Here is a 25,542-nt window from a genome sequence, read left to right on the forward strand (position 1 = left end):
ATGGCAGTATTTTCCTTTGATGACAGTGATGTCTTAGGGCGCGTCTTCTCGGTTGATACGACTACGGTTGTGATCGATGTCGAAAACGATCAAGCGCTAACAAGTATGCAAGTTAATAGGCTGGTCGCTTTGGAGAGCATTGCGGGACAGCACCTGGTGGGAATGATCCAGAAAATTACTCGCAAAGAGCTGGTCTCGGACGCAGTCGAAGATATCGAAGCGTCTCCAATCCAAAACTTAGTGAAAGTTGCCTTGATCGGAACTCTGTTCGATAAACGCAAACAACAGGAAAATGTCTTCACAAGATCCATTGAAGCGGTACCCCGAATACATGCTGCTTGTTATGCGATTGAAAACGAGGCCTTGACCCGTTTTATGCGCGTGCTTTCAAACACAGATGTTGATGAAAGCACGTCCCCGTTGAAAATTGGCGTCTACACCTTGGATGACGTCGCAGAGGCTTATCTGGATGGCGATCGCTTCTTTCAGAGACATGCGGTTGTAGTAGGAAGCACGGGTTCGGGAAAGTCATGGACTACTGCTCAGTTACTTGAGCAGGTTGCGGGTTTGAGCAACGGAAATGCTTTGGTTTTTGATATTCATGGCGAATATGGTTCTCTGAGAGAGAAAGGTTTCCGTCACCTTAAAGTGGCAGGACCAGGTGACCTCGGTGATGGTAAGGGCATCGAGGATGGTCTGATATATTTGCCATACTGGTTACTGTCATATGAAGCTATCGTGCCGATGTTTGTGGATCGTTCTGATTCGAACGCTCCAAACCAGACTGTCATGATGACTGAGTTGATACGTCAGTCCAAAGAGAGCTTTTTGAAGGATAGCGGGGATGAAGAAGTGCTTGCCAACTTCACGCTGGATAGTCCCGTTCCATTCGATGTGGAAAAAGTCCTAAAAGCGTTAAAGGAAAAAGATGTTGAGATGGTTGCTGGTTCTGCGGGGAAACCCAAGCAGGGACCATATTTCGGTAAGCTAACTCGACTCGTCGCAAGGTTTGAAAGCAAAATTAATGATCGAAGATTAGGCTTCTTGTTTAGAGGAGATAATTCATCCGACTACCTGAATAAGCTTGCGCTAGCACTTACCTCAAGTGCTGGTGAGCAAGAAGTCGAAGGTGGTGGGGTCAAAGTTATAGATTTCTCGGAAGTGCCATCAGACATCTTACCGCTAGTCATTAGTTTGGTTGCGCGGATGGTGTTTGCATTACAACAATGGACCCTGAGTGAAAATCGGCAGCCGATAGCCTTGTTTTGCGATGAGGCCCACAATTACATACCGGATAGATCTGTGGCCGATGCTGCTTCCGAAATCTCGATTGATATTTTTGAGAAAATTGCCAAAGAAGGCAGAAAATACGGTGTTGGGTTAGTTGTAATTAGTCAACGACCTTCAGAAGTGAACAGAACTGTTCTGAGCCAGTGTAATAACTTTGTAGCTATGCGACTTACTAACACCGAAGACCAGAATAGAATTAAAGCTTTGCTTCCGGAAAACTTAGGTGGCTACGCGGATATACTTCCTGCTCTCGATACGGGGGAGGCCCTTGTAGTTGGCGATGCCAGCCTTTTGCCAGCCCGAGTAAAAGTACACGAGCCTAGGTTAAAGCCAAACAGCGCTACTGTTCCATTTTGGGGGAAATGGAGCAGTGACGATAAACGTGAGGACCTAGCTCAGGCAGTTCGCAATTGGCAGCGACAAAGCACAAAGAAACTGGACAGTTAGCCTCCGGTCATACTCATATGCCGACCAACAGCCGGTTTCTGGCCTTTGCGGTCAATCACGAAGTCGTGGCCCTTGGGTTTGAGGTCCATGGCGGCATCAAGCATCTGATCAAGCGCACGCGGGTCGCCGGTTCGAAGAGCGGCGCGCAGGTCGACGTGGTCTTCCTGACCCAGGCACATGTAAAGGGTGCCGGTACAGGTCACACGCACGCGGTTGCAGCCTTCGCAGAAATTATGGGTGAGCGGCGTGATGAAGCCAAGGCGGCCGCCGGTTTCGGCCACGGTGGTATAGCGGGCCGGGCCCGGGGTGACGTGGTCGGACGGGATCAGGGTGTATTCCTGTTCCAGACGTTCACGCACAGCGGTCAGCGGCAGATATTGGTCGGTGCGATCGCCATCGATGTCGCCAAGCGGCATGGTTTCGATCAGGCACAGGTCAAAGCCTTCCTTGCCGCACCAGGCGACGAGGCGTGACATTTCATCTTCGTTGAAGTTGCGCAGCGCAACCGTATTGATCTTGATCGAAATCCCGGCCTGTTTGGCGGCTTCAAGCCCGTTCAGCACCTGTTCAAGGCGGCCACGGCGGGTGATTTCGGTGAATTTCTGGGAATCCAGACCATCAAGCGAGATGTTGAGGCGTTTCACGCCCAAGCGCGCCAGATCATCGGCATAGGTGGCAAGCTGGCTGCCATTGGTGGTCATGGTCAATTCATCAAGCGCGCCAGTTTCAAGATGGCGCGACAGATTGGAAATCAGATCCATGATGCCCCGGCGCACCAGCGGTTCGCCGCCGGTCAGGCGAAGTTTGCGCACGCCACGGGTAATGAAAGCCGTGCAAAGCTGATCGAGTTCTTCGAGCGAGAGAACTTCGGATTTCGGCAGGAAGGTCATGTTTTCCGCCATGCAATAGGTGCAGCGGAAATCACAGCGGTCGGTTACCGAAACGCGCAGGTAAGAGACATGTCTGCCGTATTTGTCGATCAGGGGCTTGGTCATGGTGGCGATTTAGACCGTACTCTCGGGTTTGCGGGGCTTTTATAATGGTTCTTGTTTTAACCTTTATAAGGCGACTGTCGCATAGCAGACGGGGGTTTGACCAGTCTGTTTCGATCTTGCGTGATCACCTTTCCGTCAGGTGAAAACGAACAAAGCCGCCCTGTGTTCCCTTGGAAACCGGGGGCGGCTTTGATTTTTGGGTTTTCGGTCTTTCGGTCTGGTCGATCAGGTCGAAAGGCGTGCGACATCCGCATCAATGCATTTGACGACTTCGCGCAGCGTTGCAACATCTTCGCTGCCCATCTTGGCAACCAGCTCGGCGGAATGTTCCGGCACGGCAAGTGTTTTGCGGACATCGGCAAACAGCGCGTCAAGCAGGCGAATGCAATGGGCTTCGGTGAATTCCCAACGTTCTTCGCCCTGGGTCATGTTGTCATTGACCAGCTGGATCAGCCATTTCTTGCGGTGTTCATAGTTGCTGAAATGAAGGGCCATACGCGCAAACACCAGATTGACGCGCGACCGTACTTCCGGCGCCTTGGCAAGGTGATCCCAATATTCAGCCGGATTGCGTAAATCATCATCTTCGTTAGCGTGGGCTTCGATGATTTCATGAATTTCGCGGTCGATTTCCTGAAGCATGTCCATGCCGACCATCATGCGAATGACCTTGAAGAAGGGCTGCAGGATGGTACGAGACAACGCGCCATGTTCGGTATCGCCCGCTTCGTTGCCTTCAAGCAGATGATCAAAGCGTGACACCAGCAAACGGCCAAACGGATCATGGCGGACTGCGGCATGTTCGCGGGCCTTGATCACTTCGAGATCGGCCTCGAACACCGCCCATGCATTATCAAACAGTTCTTCATTGTCGCGCAGACCATCAACGGCCTTGAGGATCTGTTCCTCGGTAATGGTGCCACCGTGGTTGCGGGCATGAAGCACAAGCCTGTGGGCAAATTGTTCCAGCACGGTAAAGGCAGCGGCATGGTGGCGCTGCTTGAAGCTGTCACGGGGTGGTTTGTTGACTGCGATCATGGGGTTCGAGACCTTCTTAAGACTGTTTTGCTCATGTCAGGTTCATCTATCCAGCGTTTGATAGAGTCCATCTTATATCGTGAATTCATTAACAATCTGAGCAATCTGTGTGCCAAGTGTCGGTCTTCCTGACCTGTCGTGATCGGGTGGCTTATTCGTAGCCGCCCGCCGCTTCGACGATTTCCAGCACCACGTATCTCGGGCGGATGATCTGGCGACCGGCTTCCTCGAAATTGACAGCGATTCGATCCCCGTCGACGGCCTGAATACGGCCCAATCCCCAGTCGGGTTGGTCGGGATGGCGCACGATGGCGCCCGGCGTCAGCAAGAAATCCATTTGGTACTCTGTATCTTGTGTTGCTGAGTTCAATATAGGTTGTTTGCGGTGTGCGTGCAATTTACGGCTGTTGCGTCGTGGAGCAAAAACGGCCGAGTTTGGCATGGGGAAAAATTTGCCGGGTCGGAAAGGCCTGATTTTCGAGCGTGCTAAATAAGCTCTTAATATATCGGGGGCAATCTTGTGGCTTCTGCAGACAGCTTGTCTGATGTGATCAGGCTGTTTGCGATGGGGCATCATGTTTTGGGGACATGATGCGATGAAGACATGCAAAGACCTTGGAGAGCCCGCGCTATGGTAGAGGATGCCACCCTTGAACTGACGCTGATTGAGTTGATCAGTTCGCGGATCTGTCATGATCTTGTTGGCCCGGTGGGCGCGGTCAATGCCGGGGCGGAATTGATGGGTGAAGACGGGGTTGGCGATGACGAGGCGCTAGCGCTTATGCGCAAAAGCGGACTTGAGGCCGCGCGTCGCTTGCAGCTTTTCCGATTGGCGTTTGGACGGGCGGGCAGCAGTGCCGATACGGGTGCGATGCGCGAAGCCGCAAGACTGACTTATGCCGCCGAGGGAAAGGTAACATTGGAATGGCCCGATCTTCCGATTGATCCATCGCATGGGCGAATCGTATTAAACATGGTTATGCTTGCCCGTGAGGCATTGCCTTTTGGTGGAACGCTGTCTGTTATGCGCGACTCCGACAGGGTAACGGTTCTGGGCGAGGGCAAAAGAGCAGCGTTGCGTCCTGAAATCATGAATGTTTTGGAAAAAGAAGTCTCTGCAGATGCACTCGATCCGCGCAATGTTCAGGCATTTTTCTTGCGAAAACTGGCTAAACTCGGCGGTGGCGTGCTTTCGGTCTTGCAACAGGACGGAAATATTGCATTGATCTATGGATAAAAATTTGACCTGCAGGTCTGGTAATAGCGTGTGATAGCTTCTACGTAAGATACCGATGTATAGTATGGTTCTAGTCTGTCGACGTTTTAATGGGAGTTCCAGTTCCGGCAAGCAATTGATTGTTGGAGTTTTGGAGGGGGTATATGGACGATCTTTTAAGTGAATTTCTGACCGAGACTTCGGAAAGTCTCTCGACGCTTGACGTCGAGCTGGTGAAGCTTGAACAGAACCCGAATGACCCGGACATCTTGTCCAACATTTTCCGCTTGGTTCACACCATTAAAGGGACGTGCGGCTTTCTTGGCCTGCCGCGCCTTGAGGCTGTTGCCCATGCTGGCGAGAACGTGCTCGGTAAAATCCGTGACGGCGAACTGGTCGTTACCGCAGATGCCGTGACACTGGTCCTTGAGTCGATTGACACGATTAAGTACCTGCTGGGCGAGCTCGAGCAGAACGAAGCCGAGCCGGACGGCAACGACGCCGAACTGATCGCCCGTCTGAACCACTTTGCAGATACCGGCGAAATTCCGGGCGCTGCGCCGGCCGCCGAAGCCGCGCCGGCGGCAGAGGAACCGGCGGCTGAAGAAGTCGAAATGACGGATGACGAAAAACTGCAGGCTGCTTTTGACGCCGCAGAATACGATCCGGACTTCGAAGTCCCTGACGAACCGGCTGCTGCAGCCGAACCGGAACCGGAAGCCCCGGCAAAACCGGCAGCACCGCCCGCAGCCGCGAAATCCCAGGAAGTCGCACCGGCCAAAAAGCCTGCCGAGAAGGCCAAGGCAGAAGCCCCGCGCGGCGAGACCAAGGAAAGCTCTGTTGCAGCCCAGACCATTCGCGTGAATGTCGAGCTGCTTGAAAACCTGATGACGCTGGTTTCCGAGCTTGTCCTGACCCGTAACCAGCTCCTGCAGATGGTTCGCGGCAAGGATGATAGTGAATTCACCGTGCCGCTGCAGCGCCTGTCGCACATCACCACCGACCTTCAGGAAGGTGTGATGAAGACCCGTATGCAGCCGATCGGCAACGCCTGGGCGAAGCTGCCGCGTATTGTTCGCGACCTTGCCCTTGAAATGAACAAGAAGATCGATCTGCAGATGATCGGTGCCGACACCGAACTGGATCGCCAGGTTCTTGAACTGATCAAGGATCCGCTGACCCACATGGTGCGTAACTCTGCCGACCATGGTCTGGAAGACATTCCGGGCCGTCGTGATGCCGGCAAGCCTGAAACCGGTACGGTTACGCTTAATGCGTATCACGAAGGTGGTCACATCATCATCGAGATTTCCGATGATGGTCGCGGTCTGAACCTTGAGCGCATCAAGGCCAAGGCGATTGCCAATGGCCTGACCACCGAGAGCGAACTGGAAGGCATGGCCGACCAGCAGATTCAGCAGTTCATCTTCAAGGCCGGTTTCTCGACGGCGGAAAAGGTGACCTCGGTCTCCGGTCGTGGTGTGGGTATGGACGTTGTGCGTACCAACATTGAAAAGATCGGCGGTACGGTTGAACTGAAATCGGTCGAAGGCCGTGGTTCGACCTTTATCATCAAGATCCCGCTGACCCTGGCCATCGTTTCGGCCCTGATCGTGGAAAGTGGCGGCGAACGCTTTGCCATTCCGCAGATCAGCGTTCTGGAACTTGTCCGTGCATCGAACAATTCCGAGCATTCCATCGAACGCATTCACGATACGCCAGTCCTGCGCCTGCGTAACCGTCTGCTGCCGCTGGTCACGCTTAAACGCATTCTTGGGCTTGATAACAGCGACGCCACCGATGATTCGCTTGATGAAGAAGCATTCATCGTCGTCGCACAGGTCGGCACCTACTCGTTTGGTATCATCGTTGACCGCGTCTTCGACACCGAGGAAATCGTTGTCAAGCCGGTGGCGCCGATCCTGCGCGATCTGTCGCTGTTCTCGGGCAACACCATCCTTGGCGATGGTAGCGTGATCATGATCCTTGATCCGAACGGCATTGCGACCCGCACCGGCGAAATCACAGTTGGTGGTTCGCAGGGTGTTGAAGGCAAGGCCAAGCAGGATGCATCGGATCGCGAAACAACCTCGATGCTGGTCTTCCGGGCCGGTGGCGATGAAGTGCGTGCGGTTCCGCTGGCACTGGTTGCCCGTCTTGAAGAGATCGATGTCGAGAATATCGAACATTCGAACGGCCGTCCGCTGGTCCAGTATCGCGGCAAGCTGATGCCTCTTGTCTTTATCGATGGCAGTTACCAGATGAAGGCAGAAGGACGTCAGCCGACGCTTGTGTTCCAGGATCGCGAACGCACCATGGGTCTGGTTGTTGACGAGATCGTCGATATTGTTGATGACGTGCTCAATGTTGAATTGACCGCCGATCAGGACGGTCTGGTTGGTTCGGCCGTGATTGATGGCAAGGCAACCGACCTTATTGATGCCGGTTACTATCTTGAACTGGCGTTTAGCGACTGGTTCGGCACAGAGGAAAGCGGCGGCGAGAAAAAACGTGTTCTGTTGATTGATGACAGCCCGTTCTTCCGTAACCTGCTGACCCCGATGCTTTCGGTTGCAGGCTTCAATGTCACGGCTGTTGAAAACGCCGAACAGGCCATGGAACTTAAAAACCGTGGTAACCAGTTTGACGCAATCATCAGTGACATCGAAATGCCGGGCATGAACGGCTTCGAATTCGCCGAGGCCTTGCAGGATGATGCAGAGTGGGGCGAAATTCCGATTATTGCCCTGTCTTCGCACACCAGCGAGGAAGATTTCGAACGCGGTCGCCAGGTCGGTTTCAGCGACTATGTGGCCAAATTTGATCGTGATGCGCTTGTCTCGACCCTGATCCAGACACTGAGCAGCATGTAAGCGGGAGATAAAGTCCTATGAGCGATAAAAACGCACTCGTCCCGAGCCAGGAAAAAGGCGGCGCCCTTGAACTTGGTGGTGACAGCCAGGATTTCGTTACCGCGAATATTGGCAAGCAGCTTTTCGGTATCCCGGTCCTGACGGTTCAGGATGTTCTGGGTCCGCAACGCATCACCCGTATTCCGCTGTCTCCGCCCGAAGTGGCCGGTTCTCTGAACCTGCGCGGGCGTATTGTGACGGCGATTGATGTCCGCAAACGTCTTGGTCTGCGTGACAAGGAAGATGACGAACCGGGGATGAGCATCGTTGTCGATGAAGGCGGCGAGCTTTACAGCCTGATGGTTGATCAGGTTGGCGAGGTTCTCAGCGTTCCGAAAAAGGCGTTCGAACAGAACCCGGCAACGCTTGATCCGCGTTGGCGCGAATTCTCGGACGGTATTTTCCGTCTCGATAAAAAGCTTCTGGTGATTCTTGATGTGACCCGCCTGCTTGACTTCACGTCGTCCGTCAAGCAAGCCGGTTAAACTGAATTTCCATGCCGGGCGCGCAAGGCGCCCGGTTCCTGCCATTGTGGCTTAACGATCTAAGTAAGCGAGAAGGAAGTCGATGAAGAGTTGTCTCGTCGTCGATGATTCGAAAGTCATCCGAATGGTAGCACGCCGCATCCTCGAAGAAATGGGATTTGCGGTTGTGGAGGCAGTGGACGGTCAGGAGGCCATTGATCGGTGCCTTGAGTCCATGCCCGAGGCGGTCCTGCTCGACTGGAACATGCCAGTCAAAAGCGGGATTGAATTCCTGCGTGAGCTTCGCGCATCCCCAGGTGGCGATGATCCTGTCGTCGTGTTCTGTACAACTGAAAACGACCTTGAACACATTCAGGAAGCCATTACCGCTGGCGCGAACGAATACATCATGAAGCCGTTCGATAGCGAGATCATTCAGGCCAAGTTTGAACAGGTCGGCCTGATCTAGGTCGACTGATCAACGCGAACCTGCACGCCTTTAATAACGGATCTCCTTAATCAAGCGGGGACGCTACTACGTGGAAGAGACGCCTATCCATTCGCCATACAAAGTCCTGATCGTGGATGATTCCGCCATCGTGCGCGGACTTGTGACACGTATGATGGCCGAAGACGCGGAAATTGACGTCGTCGGATCGGTCAATAATGGCGAAGAAGCACTGGCAGTGATGGAAGGCGGCGGCATCGAAGTCGTCGTGCTGGACATCGAAATGCCGGTCATGGATGGTCTGACGGCCTTGCCAAAACTGTTGGAAATCGATCCGACCGTCCGCGTGATCATGGCGTCTACCCTCACCAAACGAAATGCCGATATCAGTTTCCAGGCGATGACACTTGGCGCGGTGGATTACATCCCCAAGCCAAGCTCGTCAAAGGATCTGAATGTTGGTGAAGGGTTCCGCGAGGAGCTTCTTGATAAGGTAAAAGCCTGGGCTGAACAGCGTCGCAAGATGCTTGAAGTCGAAGAGGCTGCTGCCGCAGAGCGCGAACAAGCGCCAGAACCAGAATCGCCAGCAGAACCTGCTGCAAAACCGGCTTCGCCAGATGACGCGGCGGAAAGCTCCGAAGATGCGCCATCCGATGGCAAGGCCGCGACATTCCGTGCCCAGATGTCGGTCGAACACCAGCAGCTTCAAAAGCAGGGCCGCATTCAGCGCAAGCGATTTACCGCAGAACTGCGTCCGCGTCCGATGCAGCAACAGCGTCCTCAGCCGATGCAAATGCGTCAGACGCCTCATCCGCAGCAACCGGCACCACCTGCAAATCCGGCAGCGCCTGCGCCAGAAAGCGATGTGCCCGCCGCGAAAGCAGCCGCCGCACCGACGACCGCAAGCGGTCGGTCCGCGACGCCGTCACGCGATCCGGGGCGGTTGATCCGTGATGCCGCGATTGCCGCAGGTGGTCAGCCGAAAAATGCGCCGAAGATGGCAGTGCGCCCTGCGCCCGCCGCGCCCGTAGCGCGATCCGCACCGCCGCCCGAACGCCCGGCTGTACCCGCGCCGCAAAAAGGCGCACGTGCCCAGCAGGCCCGGTCAGGAAGTGCACCAGCCCCGGCAAAACGCCAGGCAGCGCCGCGTGGTGGTATTTCCTTGCTGCCGGAAAAACGCGTGAATGTCGAAGCAATTGCCATCGGAAGCTCGACCGGTGGTCCACAGGCGCTTTTTGAAGTGCTGCGTGGTCTCAATGGTGTGCGTCAGCCGATTTTCATCACCCAGCATATGCCAGCTACCTTTACCACCATTCTGGCCGAACATATTACGCGTTTGACCGGGCTGAAATGCCAGGAAGCACAAAACAATATGCCAATTGTCGGCGGACAGGTTTACCTTGCGCCCGGTGATTACCACATGACCGTAGAAGGGCGCGGCGGCAGTCGCCATGTGATGTTGAACCAGAATCCGCCAGAAAACTTCTGTCGTCCGTCGGTTGATCCGATGTTGCGTAGTCTGGTGGCGAGTTACGGAGGAAACATTCTGACTGCAATCCTTACCGGAATGGGGCAGGATGGTATGCTTGGCGGCCGTGATGTGGTCAATGCCGGGGGCATGGTTGTCGCGCAGGATGAGCAAAGCAGTGTTGTATGGGGGATGCCAGGTGCGGCAGCGCATGCCGGTATCTGTTCCGCGGTTCTGCCAGTTGGTGGCATTGCGGCCTATATCAAAAAATTTGCGGGGGGTCGTTAACCCACAATGATGAAGCCGGATGATTTCGAGTTCGTAAGCAGATTGATCAAGTCAAAGTCCGGGCTCGTTTTGAGCCAGGACAAGACTTATCTGCTCGAAAGCCGGCTGATGCCGATTGCGCGCAAGCGGGGTCTCAAGGACCTGACAGAGCTGATTGGAACGCTGCGCGGTGGCGACCGCAATCTGGTCGAAGAAGTCGTTGACGCAATGACGACCAATGAAAGCTTCTTCTTCCGCGATACCAAACCGTTTGATCAGTTCCGCCATGTGGTTCTGCCGCACATGATCAAGGCCCGTGCGCCGAAGAAACACCTGCGCATCTGGTGTGCGGCGGCCTCTTCCGGGCAGGAACCCTATTCGCTGGCGATGATCCTTGATGAGTTCAAATCCCAGCTTGCTGGCTGGCGGATTGACATTATCGGTACCGATATTTCGCGTGAAATCCTCAATAAGGCGCGTGTCGGTCTTTATTCCCAGTTTGAAGTCCAAAGGGGCCTTCCGATTGGGCTTCTGGTCAAATACTTCCAGAAGAAGGAAGACCAGTGGCAGATCTCGTCAGATATCCGCTCCAAGGTTCAATACAAGGAATTCAACCTTCTGGAAGATTTCCGCCCGCTGGGGCAGTTTGACGTCGTTTATTGCCGGAACGTGCTGATCTATTTCGATCAGCCGACCAAAAGCGATGTCCTGTCGCGTATTTCGGCCCTGATGCCAGATGACGGCTTCCTGTTCCTTGGCGGGGCCGAGACGGTTCTGGGTATTTCCGACAAATTCAAACCGCTTGCCCGCCAACGGGGCATCTATCAGCTGAACCGTCCGGGCGCACCGGATGTTGATCTGACAGCGCTTGAAAAGGTGCAGGCAGGGGCTGCTGCCGGTGGTGCAGCGGGAGGCGCTGCCGCAGGTGGTCTGGCCTTCCCGAAGCCCAAGCACATGCAAACCGGTGCCGCTGCCACGACCGGCACCACGGCCCGCCCGGCAACCGGAACAGCCGGCACAGCAACAACACGCCCTGGCAGTACGACAACCGGTACGCAGACGCCCCAACGGCCGCTGGGCGGCACGTCATCGACCACCCGCCCGACGACCGGTACCGGCACGACAGGCAGTGCGTTCAGCAGACCGTCAGGTTCGACCGGTACGGGTTCGACGACGCGTCCGGGGACCACTGGTACGACGGGAACCACCGGGTCGACTTATCGCCGTCCACTTGGCACCGGAACCGGTGCTGGCACGGGCGGTACGACACAGCGGCCTGGGACAGGCAGCAGCAATACAAGTGGCTCCAGCGGAACCACGCGCCCGTCCACGACCTTTGATCGGTCCCGTTTCGGAAAGCCGGACGACAAGAAGTAGCTGACAGTTGGTTCCTTGCCGACTGTTCTGTTGACCAGAAACTCGGGAAGGCCCAATGACCGCACATCCATCAAATTCCATTTCTGCACCGCGTCGCGAACTCAGCCGGGTTCAGCGTCGGCGCAAACTTGCCATTGCCGGTATTGCACTTGTGGTGCTGTGTGCGCTTCCACTTATGCAATCGCTTGGCCGGGTGGAAATGTTTACCCATGAAGGTGTCGAGATTGGCGGGATCGTCCTGATCCTGCTTGCCATATCCGGGCGGGCCTGGTGCACGCTTTACATTGGTGGGCGCAAGGCCCGTCAATTGACCGATATCGGGCCCTATTCGATCAGCCGAAACCCGCTTTACATGTTCAGCTTCATCGGGGCGACCGGCATCGGGGCGCAAACCGGCAGTTTTCTGGTTGCTGCCCTGTTCGGGGTGGGTACGCTGTGTATTTTCTTGCCAGTGATCCTGCGCGAAGAACGCGCTTTGGCGGAATTGTTCGGCGCTTCCTTCTTGGAATACAAGGCCCGCGTGCCGCGTTTCGGGCCACGATTTGGTGCCTGGCAGGATGCGGAAATTCTCGCGGTTCGCCCACAGCTTCTCGTGCGAACCTTGCGCGATGGGCTGGTCTTTTTGTTGGTGATCCCGATTTTTGAGCTGATTGATCACCTGCAGGTGATCGGTTTGATCGATCCGATGGTCTATTTGCCATAACCAGAAACGAAAAACGCCCCGGTGCAGTCCGGGGCGTTTTTCGTATAGCGGGCACTGAAGGAGCGGCGTCAGGCAGGCCTGAAACCGAAATCCCGAATGTCAGGCCGCAGCGCTGTTGGTGTCGGGATCGCGAAGCACATAGCCCCGACCCCAAACCGTATGGATATAGTTGTCGCCCTTGGTCGCAGACTGGATTTTCTTGCGCAGTTTGCAGACAAAGACGTCAATAATCTTGAGTTCCGGCTCGTCCATACCGCCATAAAGGTGGTTGAGGAACATTTCCTTGGTCAGTGTCGTGCCCTTGCGCAGCGACAGCAGTTCAAGGATGCCATATTCCTTGCCGGTCAGATGCAGCGGTTTGCCGTCAACATCGACGGTGCGTGCATCCAGGTTGACGTTAAGCTTGCCGGTCGAAATCATCGACTGGGCATGACCGCGCGAACGGCGAACGATTGCCTGTACGCGTGCCAGAAGCTCGGTCTTTTCGAAAGGCTTGGTCAGGTAGTCATCTGCGCCAAAGCCAAGGCCTTTGACCTTGTCTTCGGTTTCGGTCAGACCCGACAGGATCAGGACCGGTGTTTCAACGCGTGCGTCGCGCAAACGTCTCAAGACCTCATAGCCGTCAATGTCTGGCAGCATGAGATCCAGAAGAATGATGTCATAATCGTAAAGCTTGCCGATCTCGAGACCGTCTTCCCCAAGGTCGGTGGTGTCAATCACCATGCCTTCTGATTTCAGCATCAATTCGATGCTGTCAGCATAGGTGTTGTCATCCTCAACAAGCAGCACCCGCATGTTTCTGCTCCGTTACCGTGTTCCGCAATAAGTCCGTGTTGATCCGGTTAGTCGACAAGCGCCCCAACGATTGTCGCGTATTAGGAAATTTTTTCCCCATTCCGTTAACGATACGTTGCTTTGCGACTCGTGGCAAGCAGCCGAGTCGCAACTCGTTAACTTTTTTTCATCCAAAGAAGCGACTCGGGACCGGAACGCGAGTTTTCCCAACGGTTTGCGGCGTTAATCGCAAAAGCCTCATGCAACAAAAAAAATCGGGTTTTGTCGTCTACACGGCTTTTTAATACCGGTTATGACAATATATTTGGTACGACGCGGTGCGATTTGCCACCCCTTTGAGGGGGCGATGGGGTAAATTTCCGTGTCAAAAGAGTTGTTTCCACCGATTTTGCTGAAAAGAACCGCCCGTGTTTCAGATTGGCCGCAACATTGTCGCAGAACTCCGCCGCATTCCCGACTATCGCGTGGTCGGACGGGTGACGGCTGTTTTGGGGCTGCTGGTCGAGATTGGCGGGGTGGAAGGCGCGCTGTCGGTTGGCGACCGCTGCAAGGTCAAGCGTCGCGACGGCAAACCGGTGATTTGCGAAGTTGTCGGGTTCCGCAACGAACGCGCGCTTTTGATGCCGTTTGGCATTCTCGATGGTATCGGGATCGGCTGCGAAGTCGAGCTTGGCGATACCCAGCCACAGGTCTATCCCGATGAAAGTTGGCTCGGCCGTGTGGTCAATGCCTTTGGTGAGCCCGTCGATGGCAAAGGCCCGCTGACCGAAGGCAACCGTCCCTATCCGATCCGCAATATGCCGCCATCCGCGCACTCGCGCCAACGTGTTGCCGGCAAGATTGATCTTGGCATTCGCGCGATGAATACGTTTCTGACCTGTTGTCGCGGGCAACGTATGGGCATCTTTGCTGGGTCGGGTGTTGGTAAATCAAGTTTGCTGTCGATGATGACGCGCCATACGACTTCAGATGTCTCGGTCGTCGGTCTGATCGGCGAACGTGGCCGTGAAGCCCGCGAATTCATCGAGGATGATCTGGGCGAAGAAGGCCTGCGCCGGTCGGTTGTTGTCGTGGCCACCTCGGACGAGCCGCCATTGATGCGCCGTCAGGCGGCCTATATGACCATGGCGCTGTCGGAATATTTCCGTGATGTCGGGCGCGATGTGCTTTGCATGATGGATTCTGTGACCCGTTTTGCCATGGCACAGCGTGAAATCAGCCTTTCGGTCGGGGAACCGCCGGCATCCAAGGGGTATACGCCGACCGTCTTTGCCGAATTGCCGCGTCTTCTTGAGCGTGCCGGACCGGGTGGACCGGGGCAGGGATCGATCACCGGACTGTTTACGGTCCTGGTCGATGGCGATGACCACAACGAACCGATTTCTGATGCGGTGCGCGGTATTCTGGATGGCCACGTGGTGCTGGATCGCTCGATTGCCGAGCAGGGCCGTTATCCGGCGATCAATATCCTGCGCAGTGTGTCGCGTACGATGCCCGGCTGTAACAACGAGGAAGAAAACCAGATCGTTGCCCGCGCCAGGCAGTTGCTTGCGACCTATGACGACATGGCTGAGCTGATCCGTTTGGGGGCATACCGCAAGGGCACCGATCCGAAGGTCGATGAAGCCATTCATTACTTCCCGTTGATCGAGGAATTCCTTAAGCAGCGCAAGACGGAATGTACGCGCCTGAATGAAGGCTATATCGAACTGGCGCGCCGGCTTGATCTCCTTGCCGAGGAATCCCAGGAACAGCAGGCTCCGGCCCAAGGTAAGCAGGCGACACCTGCAGGACAGGCTGCTCAACAACCCGCAGCCGCGGCCAGTCCGCAACAAGCCGGGGCAGCAGCCGAAATGCCGGCTGCCCGTCCGGCGCCACCGCCCTCAATCGGGCCGAAGATCAATCGCGGCCCCAAGGTGCAGAGCCGGTCGAAACGCGAGAACGGCAAGGATTTGAACGAGGCCAAGCGGGCATTGCGTCCGGATGGCAATGATGCACCCGGCGGGGCATCAGAATGATTGCGGATCCTAGGGGGTAACCCATGGCCAAGGACTTCAAAACACTGGTGCGCATGCGCAAATGGGCGCTTGATGACAAGCAGCGCGAACTTGGCGAAATGCTGGGTGTTTTGGGCAATCTCGAAGCTGAAAAGGACGCGCTTGAGAAAGCGGTTCTGGCCGAACAAAAGGTTGCGGCCGAAAACCCGGAACTTGCCGGTTTCGCCTATGGCGGTTTTGCCAATGCCGTGATTGCCGAACGCGAAGCGATTGCGAAAATGATTGCCGAGCAGGAAGAAAAGATCGACGCCTTTCGCGAAGAAGTCGCCGATGCCTTCAAGGAACTCAAAACGGCCGAAATCGCCGAACATAACCGGGTTGAGGCAGAGCGCGCCGAAGAAGAAAAGAAAGAACAGGACGAGCTTGATGAAATCGGTGCCCGGTCAGCCACACGTGATGATGGGCTGGTCTGAGGCTCAGAGGCCTTAGGCAGAAATCGCCACACCTGTTTCAACGGTGGTCGCGTCGCGTAACTCATCTGGCGTTAGCGAGACAACCGTACTCGGCGTGCCAGCCGTCAGCCAGGCGGTTTTCTTGGTCAGCAATTTTTCATCAATCAGCGTTTCAACCGCGTGGGCATGACCAAAGGGTGGCACACCGCCAATGGCGTAACCCGTATGTTCGCGGACTTCGGTCGCATCAGCCTTGCGGATCGATAATCCCAACAGCGCACTTACCTTGTTGAGGTCGACCTGATCCGCACCGTTCATGATGATCAGGATCGGGCGGGCCGCTTCGGTCATGAAGACCAGCGACTTGCCGATATCACTGACGTCGCAGCCAATGGCGTTTGCCGCGTCCGATGCTGTGCGTGTGCCGGCGGGAAATTCGAACACCTCGACATGATCAAGCTTTTGCCTGGCAAAGGCATTTTGCAGGCGCTGCGGTGGTGAAACCTTTTTCATCAGCCATTCTCTTGTGCGCGACGTTTGAGTTTGCGTTTGCGGTTCAAAAGATTAAGCGTTTCGACCGACAGGCTAAAGGCCATTGCGAAATAGATGTAGCCTTTCGGAACATGGATTTCGACCCCGTCGAGCAACAGAACAAAGCCCACCAAAATCAAAAACGACAATGCCAGCATTTTGACAGAGGGGTTTCGTTCGACAAAGTCACCAATGGTTTTGGCAGCTGCCAGCATCACCAGAACCGAGGCAATCACCGCAATCACCATGATGGATATTTGATCAACGAGGCCCACCGCGGTGATCACGCTATCAAGCGAGAAGATGATATCAAGCAACATGATCTGTACGATGGTCATGGCGAAACCCGACATGATTTTGCCCGGTCCGTGTTCTTCGGGTTCGTCAATGGTGTGATGGATTTCCTTGGATGCTTTGGCAATCAGGAATAGCCCGCCAATGATCAGGATCAGATCACGTCCGCTGACTTCCTGCCCGAATGCTGAAAACAGCGGGGGGGTCAACTGCATGACCCATGCGATCCCGGCCAGAAGGGCCAGGCGCATCCCCATTGCGGCCAAAAGTCCGATGCAACGTGCCGAAGCTTGTTGTTCTTGCGGAAGTTTGGAGACGATCACCGACAGGAAAACGATGTTGTCGATACCCAAGACAATTTCCAATGCGGTCAGGGTCGCAAGCCCCATCCACATGTTCGGGTCACTCATCCATTCAAACATCGCAACCGTCCTTAACAGGCCAAAGGGGCAGTAAATGATTGCAGATAAAGTGTGTTTGATCCGGTTCTAACGCAAGCGTGAATTGATTTTATGCGCTGTCTGTTGAAAAACTGATGGGTATAAAATCAAACAAGCAGTTGTGGCTGAGATTCAGGCAAGGCTGTGGTCATCAGGTAAAAGGATTGTCCAAGATGCGGTCAGGATTGCGCACTTTCGTTTCTGGTTTGGCGTTGGCAACCGGTATTGCTGCGACATCACTGTCCGCCCCGGCAAAGGCCGATCCGGCCCCGGATGTCGGCAACTGGCAATCGGTTCTTGATCAGGCGCGGGGACAGACTGTGTATTGGCATGCCTGGGGCGGAGAACCGCGCATCAACGATTATATCGCCTGGGCGGGTGAACAGGTCCGCGAACGTTATGGCGTGGAAGTCGTGCAGGTCAAACTGACCGATACCGCCGATGCGGTTACCCGCGTTCTGTCGGAAAAGACTGCCGGTGTTGATGACGGCGGGGCGGTCGATGTGATCTGGATTAACGGCGAAAACTTTGCCGCGATGAAGCGCAATGACCTGTTGTTTGGTCCGTGGGCCGAACAGACACCGAATTTCGCCTATGTCGATGTCGAAGGCAAACCCACCGTGGTCAATGATTTCACCGTCCCGACCGACGGGCTTGAGGCCCCCTGGGGCATGGCCCAGGTCAGTTTCTATTACGATACGGCCAAGCTTGATGATGTCCCGAAATCAGCCCAGCAATTGCTGGAATGGTTGGTGAAACATCCGGGGCGCTTTACCTATCCGCAGCCACCCAATTACATGGGGTCGACCTTCCTTAAACAGATCCTGACCGAACTGGTGGAAGATCCAAGCGTTTTGCAACAGCCCGCTGATGAAACGGATGCCCAGGCCACCCTCGCACCGCTTTGGGGTTATCTGGAAGATTTGCAGCCGCTTCTGTGGCGTGATGGTCAGGCTTATCCGCAGAACGGGGCGTCTATGCGCACCCTTCTGGCTGATAACGAAGTCGATATCGCTTTTTCGTTCAGTTCTGGCGAGGTGTCATCTGCGATCGAGGCGTTCGAGCTTCCTGATACTGTGCGCTCCTACGTGTTTGAAAACGGCACGCTTGGCAATACCAACTTTGTCGCCATTCCCTATAACGCATCGGCCAAGGCCGGCGCGGTTGTGCTCGCCGATTTCCTGATGTCGCCTGAGGCCCAGCTGCGCAAGCAGGACCCGCAATATTGGGGTGCGGATACGGTTCTGGCGATGGATAAGTTGCCCCAGGATATGCAGGACGCCTTTGCCAATCTTGATCTTGGCATTGCATCGCTTGCGCCCTCTGAGCGCGGAACGGTTCTGCCCGAACCGCATCCAAGCTGGATGTCGCTGGTCGAAACCGAATGGCAAAAACGTTACGGCGTTGTGCAATAATCGCGCATGCTGCGATTTATCCCGATCCTGACGATTGTTCTGATGATCGGCCCGGTTTCTGCCGGGCTGATCGGAACGTTGTTGCCCGCATTCGGGATATTGCCAGCCCTTGGCGGGACCACGCCAAGCCTTGATCCGTGGCAGGCACTGCTTGCGCAGCCCGGCCTTGGCACATCCATTCGTCTGTCCTTCGTCAATGGTTTGATCGCAACCGCGATATCACTTGCGATTGTCATGCTGTTTTGCGCCGCCTGGCAGGGCACGCGCATCTTTCATGCCATGCAGCGAGTATTGTCACCGATCCTGTCGGTGCCGCATGCGACGGCGGCGTTTGGCTTGGCCTTTCTGATCGCGCCATCGGGCTGGATCGTCCGCGTGGTGGCACAGGTCGCCGGATGGGATCGGCCCCCCGATATCGCCATCATTCATGACCCGTGGGGCATGGCGCTGATTGCGGGCCTGGTGGCCAAGGAAATCCCGTTTCTTTTCCTCATGACGCTTTCCGCTCTGCCGCAGGCCGATACAGACCGCACCGCACAGGTCACGGCAACACTTGGCTATGGCAAGATTGCCGGATGGTTCAAGGCAACCTTGCCACGCATCTATCCGCAAATCCGTTTGCCGGTTCTGGCCGTGCTGGCCTATTCGACCTCGGTCGTTGATGTGGCGATCATTCTGGCCCCGACGACCCCGGCCCCGCTTGCCGTGCGTATTCTGGGGTGGCTGTCCGATCCTGATCTGGGCTTGCGGTTCATGGCATCGAGTGCCGCTGTTTTGCAGCTTTTGATCGTTGTGGCGGCAATGGGGATCTGGATTGGCGGCGAGCGGATCATTGCCGCCCTGGGGCGCTATTGGGCAGAGGACGGGCATCGCTTCAAGAAAGATGGTGCTTTGCGTGGGCTTGCTGCCACGATGGCGCTGGTCGCGGCCGGTGCGGTGGTGCTGGGGCTTATTGTGCTGCTGGTCTGGAGTGTGGCGGGGTTCTGGGCATTCCCCGATCTGTTGCCGCGCGGGTTTAGTTTGCGTCTTTGGGCGCGCGAGTTGGATGCGATTGGCGGCAGCCTGACGACGACACTTTTGATCGGTGTTCCGGCCGTTCTGGTTGCCGTGACACTGGTTCTGGCCTGTCTTGAAAACGAGGTTCGCACGGGCAAGGCAGCCGGGCGACGGGCGATGCTGTTAATCTACCTGCCGCTTTTGGTGCCGCAGATCAGTTTCATGTTTGGTTTGCAGGTGTTCTTTACCCTGCTGGGGTTGGAGCGCACGCTACTGTCGGTCGTGCTAGGGCATCTGGTGTTTGTTGCACCCTATGTATTTTTGTCCCTCTCGGAACCGTTTCACGCCCTTGATCCGCGTTATGGGCAAACCGCCCTTTGTCTTGGCGCGTCGCCAGCACGGGTCTTCTGGCACGTGCGCTTGCCGCTTTTGACCCGTGCGGTTCTGACGGCGGCGGCCGTCGGGCTTGCCGTGACAGTCGGACAATATTTGCCAACGCTGTTGATCGGAGCCGGGCGTTTTGCCACGGTCACGACAGAGGCCGTCGCACTGGCATCTGGTGGGGACCGGCGGATGATTGGCATTTATGGATTACTGCAGATGGTCCTGCCATTTGCGGGCTTTGCTGCTGCCTTGCTGATCCCGGCGGTATTATTCCGCCATCGGCGCGGCATGGGTGCACAGAACAAGGGATGATGAATGCCTGAGGCAGTTAAAAACGGTTTGGAACTGCGCGATGTGCATATTCGCCTGGATGGTCGCGAACTGGTCGCGATTGACCTTGCGATCGCGCCGGGTGAAATCGTCACCCTGATGGGGCCAAGCGGATCGGGCAAATCAAGTTTGCTCGGCCATATCTGTGGCACTTTGCCGGATGCCTTTGATGTTTCCGGGCAGGTGGTGCTAGATGGTCGGGCCCTTGATGATTTGTCACCACAGGATCGGCATGTCGGCATTCTGTTTCAGGATGATCTGTTGTTTCCGCATCTGTCGGTGGGCGGCAATCTGGCCTTTGCCCTGCCTGCAAACATCACGGGCCGGGCCAATCGCCGTGCACGGGTGCAGGCGGCGTTAAGCAGTGCCGAAATGAACGGGTTTTATGATCGCGATCCGGCAACACTTTCGGGCGGGCAGCGGGCCCGCGTGGCCTTGATGCGGGTTCTGTTGTCCGAACCCTGTGCGCTTTTGCTTGATGAACCCTTTTCAAAACTTGATAGCGGATTGAGGTCCCAAATCCGGTCTTTCGTGTTTGATCTTTGTCGCAAGAACAGCCTGCCGACCCTGATGGTGACCCATGATCCCGACGATGGCGAGGCCGCCGGCGGGCGGGTGATTGCGTTGGATTAAGCGCACGATAATGCAACGATGGCATGCAGCGAATTTTGTGGAATCACCCTTTGATTGGTCCTATAGCATCTTACCGCAAAGAATTGTCTTGGGTCTGAGACGTTAAATCAAAAGACCCGTGCGGCATGGAGGATGTCGTCAATGTTCCCTGAAGAAATGTTTGCAATTGTCCCGGATGCGCTGGATCCAGCCACCTGTGACCGTCTGATCGCTGGTTTCGCCCACGAGATGGATGAAGGCGGCCTGGTACAGGGGCAAACCGCGACCCACATCCGCCGATCAAAAATCACCTGGTTTAACGAAGAACAGGAACCGGTTGTGAGCCGCCAGATCATCGACCTTGTGGCCGATGTGAACCGCAATGTCTTTGACTTCTCGCTGACCGAGTTTGCCGAGGACGCCCAGATTGCCTGTTATGCCGGTGACTTGCGCGGGCATTATGACTGGCACAGTGACGTTGGCGCGTCTGACGTGGCGCGGCGGCGCAAACTGACGATGGTGATCCAGCTATCCGAGCCTGATCAGTATGAGGGCGGGCAGTTGCAGCTTAACCCGGCGGGGCATTTTATTGATGCGCCGATGGAACGCGGAACAGCGATCTTCTTTCCAAGCTTTGTCCTGCACCGCGTGGCCCCAACCACGGCGGGCGAACGGTATTCCCTGACCCAATGGGTGCACGGCAATCCGTTCCGTTGATCGGAAAAACGGATCAGTAACGTTCTAGACGATCAAGAAGTCGCGGGTTGCCCCATTTGGGCTGGCGGTCTTCAAGGGCGGTTTCGTGGTGGAAGACCTGATCATTGTCAGCGGTCTGTTTATCCAGACGCAGGCTTATCCAGCGCGGCACCAGTTCGTTGTTGAAATCATCCATCAACAGAACGGCGGCGGCTTCGAAATTCTCAAACTCGATATTGGCAATCTCGGCGTAATATTCGGCCAGACTGTTGGTTTTAAGGATCAGCCGATCGGGCACATAACGCAGTGTCAGGCGTGCGGGAAAGACATCCTTGGTACCGGTCAGATTGCTTTGCAGGGTGACGACGTAATCAATCCGCAGACCCGGGTTCGGTTCGGTCAGGATCAGATTACGGCGCTGATAAATCTCAAGCATGGCTTCCAACCGTTGTCATAAGTAAGGGATCAAGGATACGACCGCACCCCGAACAGGAAAAGCATTCATTTCAAGCTGATGGCGCTTGTTCGCACCTATGCTTCAATCCCGTGATGGGAATTTGGTCCGTCGGCATCGGCAACCGGGGTGATTTCGACAAAGCGTGATCCATCCTGAAACTGGATATGGCCTTTGTACCCGGAAATCTGAAGGGCCTCGCGGAAGATGCCGCGAATGTCATCGCGGTTATGGGATTGCAGCGGGTTTTCGGTGCGGATGATCAGATCAAACTTGCTGTCCTCGCCCTTGACCAAGCCGTCAAGCTGGGTGTGGCCAACCACACTGAAGGACAGATCCAGCAGGAAACGGGTGCCCTGATCTTCGGGTTTGTCGGGATCGTTTTCCTGATCCCCGTGACGCCAGCCCAATTGAAGCTGTTCGATCTTGTCGCCCATATTGAACGGCATGGTCATCACGCGCCATCCGTCCGGCCTGTCGTCAGCCGCGATACTGCGAAGTTGACCAAAGTCGCCTTCAAGTTTCTTGAGCCCGCCGCCATCCAGATCGCCAAGCGATGCCAGACTGTTTGCCGCACGATCCCCGATCCAGCCGCGTAAATTGCCGCCCTGACCCGTCATGGCCGCAAAGAAGAACATCATGGTCGTGGTCAGTTTCGGGCCAGCTTGCGGAATGTTGTTCAGCAGGCTAAGGGCCGCACCGGGATCATGTTGCTGAAGAGCGCTGACAGCCTTGTGCAGGCTATCCCAGTCATGGGTAAGGGCCGCAGTTTGACCGCGTGCGATCAATTGCGCCTCGGTCATGGGCGCAGATAAGGATGGCTTGGCGCTCCCGGATGGATCAACGTTAAAGGACAAGGTCGCACCGGTGGGTGCAGGCACCGGCAGTTTGATACCAACAATGCCGGCCGAGGTGCGAAGGGCGGTAAAGCCCTGCGGCAGCATGCGGGCTTCGGCACTATCAGGGGGCAGGACCGTACCGGTCAGCATCAATGTGCCAACTGGTGCCTGTCCGCCGGCAGTTTGCGCGGCGATGGTCGGGGCCATCCCGGCAGCCGAACCGCCAGCAACACCCGCAGCACCGGTTGCGCCAGCAGCCATTCCGGCCGCTGTGCTGGCATTGCTGACGGACGCCATGACGTTGGCGGCCTGTTGCGGGGTTACGGTGCCCTGGCCAAGGAAGATGACCTGTGTCTGGCTGCCAGCTGGCAGCTGGGTGCCATTGGGCATGTTCAGGATGGATGTGGTCACTGCACTGAATGTCTGGCCCGGTGTCAGTGTACTTGCGGCAATATTGCCACTGGCGACACCGCCCGTGACCCCGGATCCCCCGGGCGTCAGGGTTTGGGGCAGAAGTTGCAGGCGCATGCCTTCGGCCGGATTACCCGTATTTGCGGTTTGTCCGGCGGCACTATTGGTTGTGGGGATACGGGCCCATAAAAGATCACCCAAGTTCCCCGGAAGCGGGGTGGGGACCTTGACCGTGACCGATCCAAGGGCGGTGGCAAGGGTCAATTGATTGCCCGATTGCGATTGAACCGATGCCTGCATCAGGGTTTCGACCGGAAGCTTTGCCAGGGCTGCGGCGACCTGTTGGGACGTCGCGCCGGTAACGGTCGCGTTGATCTGTGCAGGAACGGAGCCCTGATTGGCTTGCCCGGCCGAGCTGCTCGCCGAAGCATGTCCACCGACGGCCGGGCCGGGCGATATTGCTTGTGGCGGGAGCGTCATGACAAACCTACTCCTCGAGAAGGGTTTGGGCGATTGCCTCTATGTCGTGGGCGGCATCGCAATTGGGATGACGGGTCAAAAGCGGCGTCTGATTACGGATGCATTCCGATACCTTGGAATCCGCCCGAATAACGCCAAGCAGCGGCGGCGAAATCTTCAAAAAGCCTTCGCAGGCCTTGAGAAGCTTGTTGTAGATCGCCTGACCTTCTTTCTTGTCCTTGGCCATATTGACCACCACCCGGATGTCGGTTTTCGGGCGGGCCAAATGGGTGACCTTGATAAAGGCATATGCATCGGTGAGCGAGGTCGGGTCGCCATTGGTGATGACAATCACCGTATTGGCAAGTCCGGTCATCTGACGCACGCCCTGATCCACACCAGCGCCAAGGTCGATCAATACCTTATCATATTCCTTGCCGGTCTGGAGCAAATCATCCGAAAGCGCCTGCAAACGGGTGGCCGGAAGGTTGGCAAGGCTGCCCGATCCACTGCGCCCGGCAATGATATCAAAATCGCCATCCGGGAAATGAGTAACCGCGTCTTTCAGGCTGATCCGCCCGGAAATCACGCCGCCCAGATCATATTTCGGCATCAGGCCAAGCTGAATATCAATGTTGGCAAGTCCAAGGTCGCCGTCAAACAGAAGGGTCTTGTGACCTTCCATAACCATGGCATGGGTCAGGGTGATGGAAAACCAGGTCTTGCCGACGCCGCCTTTGCCAGATGCGACAGCAAGAACATTGCGGCCTCTGGCCCGCGGGGCAGATTTGGGTGAAGAATCAGACTTGGTAGTCATTTCACGACCTCAGAGAAGCTCGGTTTCGCGGTTTCAGCGCGATGGGACGGTATCAGAAGTTTTGCCAAGGCAAGGGGACTAAGGGCAGTGAGCCCGTCCGCAACCTGGGCTGTCATACTGACATTGCAAAGGGAAAGGTTACCTGAGTCCGCACCATATAGCGCACCGCCAAGGCGGGCGGCAACATCAAGTCGCGAGATCATCACGCGCGTTGCGCCGCCATCGGCAAAGGCATTGGCAATATCAGCGGACTCGTAGGCATCAATTCCCGCAGGGTTTACCAGTACCGGTTCACTCGGTACTGCTTTCATGAATTCACAAAGCGTGCCAATCTCGGTTTCAAGATACGGGTTGCAGCTTGCCGTATCGATCAGGATGACATCGGCATCGCGGATTTCGCCAAACCGCGCCTTGAGATCATCGGGTGATTTGGCCTGCAGCAGATCGACCTTGAGAATTTTGGTGAACGCCTCAAGCTGGGCGATGCCACCTGCGCGTTTATAATCGGTTGAAAGAACAGCGACTTTGCGTTTCTTCATCACCGCCCGTGCGGCGGTTTTGGCAACGGCCAGTGTTTTGCCCGATCCCGGTGGCCCGACAAAGGCCAGTGCACGCGGTGTGTTCTTTTCGGGCAGGGGTGAGAAATCAAAAATTTCATCAAGCGCGCCTGCCAGCAATTGTTGCTCGGATGCGGCGGCTGTTTCGCGTGCCATCAGGTCACACAGGCGAATGCGCAACCGTTCCGGCAAATTATGCCGTGTGAGGGCGGCCTCAACCGCATCAAGCTGTTCCTGAAGGGCCGGGGCCGGGCCGCCGTCATCCTCGAAATCGGGATCACGATCAAGGGCGGCGGTCAGGCGGACACCACTGCCGGGGATATCCTGTGTCGAGACGATGATGGCATCGGTGCCCATATGCTCTTTTACGAGCGCCATCGCCTCGGTCATGGTGGGGGCGGTGAAGGTCTTAAGACGCATTCTGGTCCCCCCGGTTTG

General features: G+C 56.0%; 23 protein-coding genes and 1 pseudogene. 14 read left to right on the forward strand and 10 right to left on the reverse strand.

Annotated elements, in window-relative coordinates; translation table 11 throughout:
- Positions 1-1,737 carry an ATP-binding protein gene (locus ACXAF0_RS06390; protein WP_475344955.1) on the forward strand — a complete coding sequence of 579 codons (1,737 nt, stop codon included), beginning with the start codon at positions 1-3 and terminating at the stop codon, positions 1,735-1,737.
- On the opposite strand, the gene moaA is transcribed toward ACXAF0_RS06390, so the two are convergent.
- The 3 genes from moaA to ACXAF0_RS06405 all read right to left on the reverse strand — a co-directional run bounded on the left by moaA (position 1,734) and on the right by ACXAF0_RS06405 (position 4,107).
- The gene (moaA, locus tag ACXAF0_RS06395) at positions 1,734-2,732 is read right to left on the reverse strand and encodes a GTP 3',8-cyclase MoaA (protein WP_475344956.1); all 999 of its coding nucleotides are present in this window, start codon (positions 2,730-2,732) and stop codon (positions 1,734-1,736) included. The two genes, ACXAF0_RS06390 and moaA, sit on opposite strands and share 4 nt — an antisense overlap.
- A gap of 225 nt (positions 2,733-2,957) precedes the next feature.
- Entirely contained in the window at positions 2,958-3,770 is an 813-nt protein-coding gene (locus ACXAF0_RS06400; RefSeq protein ID WP_475344958.1) for a hypothetical protein, read from the reverse strand.
- Between the two features lie 151 nt (positions 3,771-3,921).
- Positions 3,922-4,107, reverse strand: a complete 186-nt coding sequence (locus tag ACXAF0_RS06405; RefSeq protein WP_475344960.1) for a DUF3553 domain-containing protein — start codon at positions 4,105-4,107, stop codon at positions 3,922-3,924.
- Positions 4,108-4,401: 294 nt separating this feature from the next.
- On the opposite strand from ACXAF0_RS06405, the gene ACXAF0_RS06410 reads away from it, so the two are divergent.
- The 7 genes and pseudogenes from ACXAF0_RS06410 to ACXAF0_RS06440 all read left to right on the forward strand — a co-directional run bounded on the left by ACXAF0_RS06410 (position 4,402) and on the right by ACXAF0_RS06440 (position 12,625).
- On the forward strand, positions 4,402-5,007 hold the full coding sequence (locus ACXAF0_RS06410) for a histidine phosphotransferase family protein (RefSeq protein WP_475344961.1): 606 nt from the start codon (positions 4,402-4,404) through the stop codon (positions 5,005-5,007).
- A 143-nt stretch (positions 5,008-5,150) separates the two neighbouring features.
- On the forward strand, positions 5,151-7,859 hold the full coding sequence (locus tag ACXAF0_RS06415) for a hybrid sensor histidine kinase/response regulator (protein WP_475344963.1): 2,709 nt from the start codon (positions 5,151-5,153) through the stop codon (positions 7,857-7,859).
- Positions 7,860-7,876: 17 nt separating this feature from the next.
- Positions 7,877-8,383, forward strand: a complete 507-nt coding sequence (locus tag ACXAF0_RS06420; RefSeq protein WP_475344965.1) for a chemotaxis protein CheW — start codon at positions 7,877-7,879, stop codon at positions 8,381-8,383.
- Between the two features lie 82 nt (positions 8,384-8,465).
- A complete protein-coding gene (locus tag ACXAF0_RS06425; protein ID WP_167724902.1) occupies positions 8,466-8,831 on the forward strand; it encodes a response regulator in 366 nt (121 codons plus the stop codon).
- Positions 8,832-8,901: 70 nt separating this feature from the next.
- Complete coding sequence (locus ACXAF0_RS06430) at positions 8,902-10,566, forward strand: chemotaxis protein CheB (RefSeq protein ID WP_475344967.1); 1,665 nt, start codon at positions 8,902-8,904, stop codon at positions 10,564-10,566.
- 9 nt (positions 10,567-10,575) lie between these two features.
- Positions 10,576-11,385 (forward strand): annotated as a pseudogene (locus ACXAF0_RS06435) (CheR family methyltransferase); the annotation flags it as partial.
- A gap of 592 nt (positions 11,386-11,977) precedes the next feature.
- On the forward strand, positions 11,978-12,625 hold the full coding sequence (locus tag ACXAF0_RS06440; RefSeq protein ID WP_475344968.1) for a methyltransferase family protein: 648 nt from the start codon (positions 11,978-11,980) through the stop codon (positions 12,623-12,625).
- A 99-nt stretch (positions 12,626-12,724) separates the two neighbouring features.
- Here the strand turns inward: ACXAF0_RS06440 and ctrA are convergent, their stop codons facing one another.
- Positions 12,725-13,420 (reverse strand): response regulator transcription factor CtrA, encoded by a 696-nt coding sequence (ctrA, locus tag ACXAF0_RS06445; protein ID WP_008891622.1) that lies wholly within the window; start codon positions 13,418-13,420, stop codon positions 12,725-12,727.
- A 407-nt stretch (positions 13,421-13,827) separates the two neighbouring features.
- Between ctrA and fliI the strand changes: the two genes are divergently transcribed.
- Positions 13,828-15,438 (forward strand): flagellar protein export ATPase FliI, encoded by a 1,611-nt coding sequence (gene fliI / locus ACXAF0_RS06450; protein WP_475344971.1) that lies wholly within the window; start codon positions 13,828-13,830, stop codon positions 15,436-15,438.
- Between the two features lie 23 nt (positions 15,439-15,461).
- A complete protein-coding gene (locus tag ACXAF0_RS06455) occupies positions 15,462-15,890 on the forward strand; it encodes a hypothetical protein (RefSeq protein WP_475344974.1) in 429 nt (142 codons plus the stop codon).
- A 12-nt stretch (positions 15,891-15,902) separates the two neighbouring features.
- Here the strand turns inward: ACXAF0_RS06455 and ACXAF0_RS06460 are convergent, their stop codons facing one another.
- Both ACXAF0_RS06460 and ACXAF0_RS06465 read right to left on the reverse strand, forming a co-directional pair.
- Positions 15,903-16,382 (reverse strand): YbaK/EbsC family protein, encoded by a 480-nt coding sequence (locus ACXAF0_RS06460; RefSeq protein ID WP_475344978.1) that lies wholly within the window; start codon positions 16,380-16,382, stop codon positions 15,903-15,905.
- On the reverse strand, positions 16,382-17,116 hold the full coding sequence (locus ACXAF0_RS06465) for a TerC family protein (protein WP_475344982.1): 735 nt from the start codon (positions 17,114-17,116) through the stop codon (positions 16,382-16,384). Before ACXAF0_RS06465 ends, ACXAF0_RS06460 begins: the two co-directional genes overlap by 1 nt.
- 191 nt (positions 17,117-17,307) lie before the next feature.
- Between ACXAF0_RS06465 and ACXAF0_RS06470 the strand changes: the two genes are divergently transcribed.
- The 4 genes from ACXAF0_RS06470 (at position 17,308) to ACXAF0_RS06485 (ending at position 21,588) form a co-directional block, all read left to right on the forward strand.
- Positions 17,308-18,549, forward strand: coding sequence for an ABC transporter substrate-binding protein (locus ACXAF0_RS06470; protein ID WP_475344986.1), 1,242 nt, complete (start codon positions 17,308-17,310; stop codon positions 18,547-18,549).
- A gap of 6 nt (positions 18,550-18,555) precedes the next feature.
- Complete coding sequence (locus tag ACXAF0_RS06475; protein ID WP_475344990.1) at positions 18,556-20,241, forward strand: ABC transporter permease; 1,686 nt, start codon at positions 18,556-18,558, stop codon at positions 20,239-20,241.
- A 3-nt stretch (positions 20,242-20,244) separates the two neighbouring features.
- Positions 20,245-20,892 (forward strand): ATP-binding cassette domain-containing protein, encoded by a 648-nt coding sequence (locus ACXAF0_RS06480; protein ID WP_475344995.1) that lies wholly within the window; start codon positions 20,245-20,247, stop codon positions 20,890-20,892.
- 141 nt (positions 20,893-21,033) lie between these two features.
- Positions 21,034-21,588 carry a prolyl hydroxylase family protein gene (locus ACXAF0_RS06485; RefSeq protein WP_475344998.1) on the forward strand — a complete coding sequence of 185 codons (555 nt, stop codon included), beginning with the start codon at positions 21,034-21,036 and terminating at the stop codon, positions 21,586-21,588.
- Positions 21,589-21,601: 13 nt separating this feature from the next.
- Here the strand turns inward: ACXAF0_RS06485 and ACXAF0_RS06490 are convergent, their stop codons facing one another.
- From ACXAF0_RS06490 to ACXAF0_RS06505, 4 genes are all read right to left on the reverse strand, one after another.
- Positions 21,602-22,003: a hypothetical protein gene (locus ACXAF0_RS06490; protein ID WP_475345003.1), complete on the reverse strand. Its 402-nt coding sequence runs from the start codon at positions 22,001-22,003 to the stop codon at positions 21,602-21,604.
- Between the two features lie 95 nt (positions 22,004-22,098).
- Positions 22,099-23,751, reverse strand: coding sequence for a hypothetical protein (locus ACXAF0_RS06495; RefSeq protein ID WP_475345005.1), 1,653 nt, complete (start codon positions 23,749-23,751; stop codon positions 22,099-22,101).
- 7 nt (positions 23,752-23,758) lie between these two features.
- Positions 23,759-24,547, reverse strand: coding sequence for a MinD/ParA family protein (locus ACXAF0_RS06500; RefSeq protein WP_475345008.1), 789 nt, complete (start codon positions 24,545-24,547; stop codon positions 23,759-23,761).
- A complete protein-coding gene (locus tag ACXAF0_RS06505; protein WP_475345009.1) occupies positions 24,544-25,524 on the reverse strand; it encodes a flagellar biosynthesis protein FlhF in 981 nt (326 codons plus the stop codon). The genes ACXAF0_RS06500 and ACXAF0_RS06505 overlap by 4 nt, the downstream gene beginning before the upstream one ends.
- Positions 25,525-25,542: the final 18 nt, after the last annotated feature.

It is taken from the genome of Thalassospira sp. ABD4_177 (assembly GCF_056160125.1).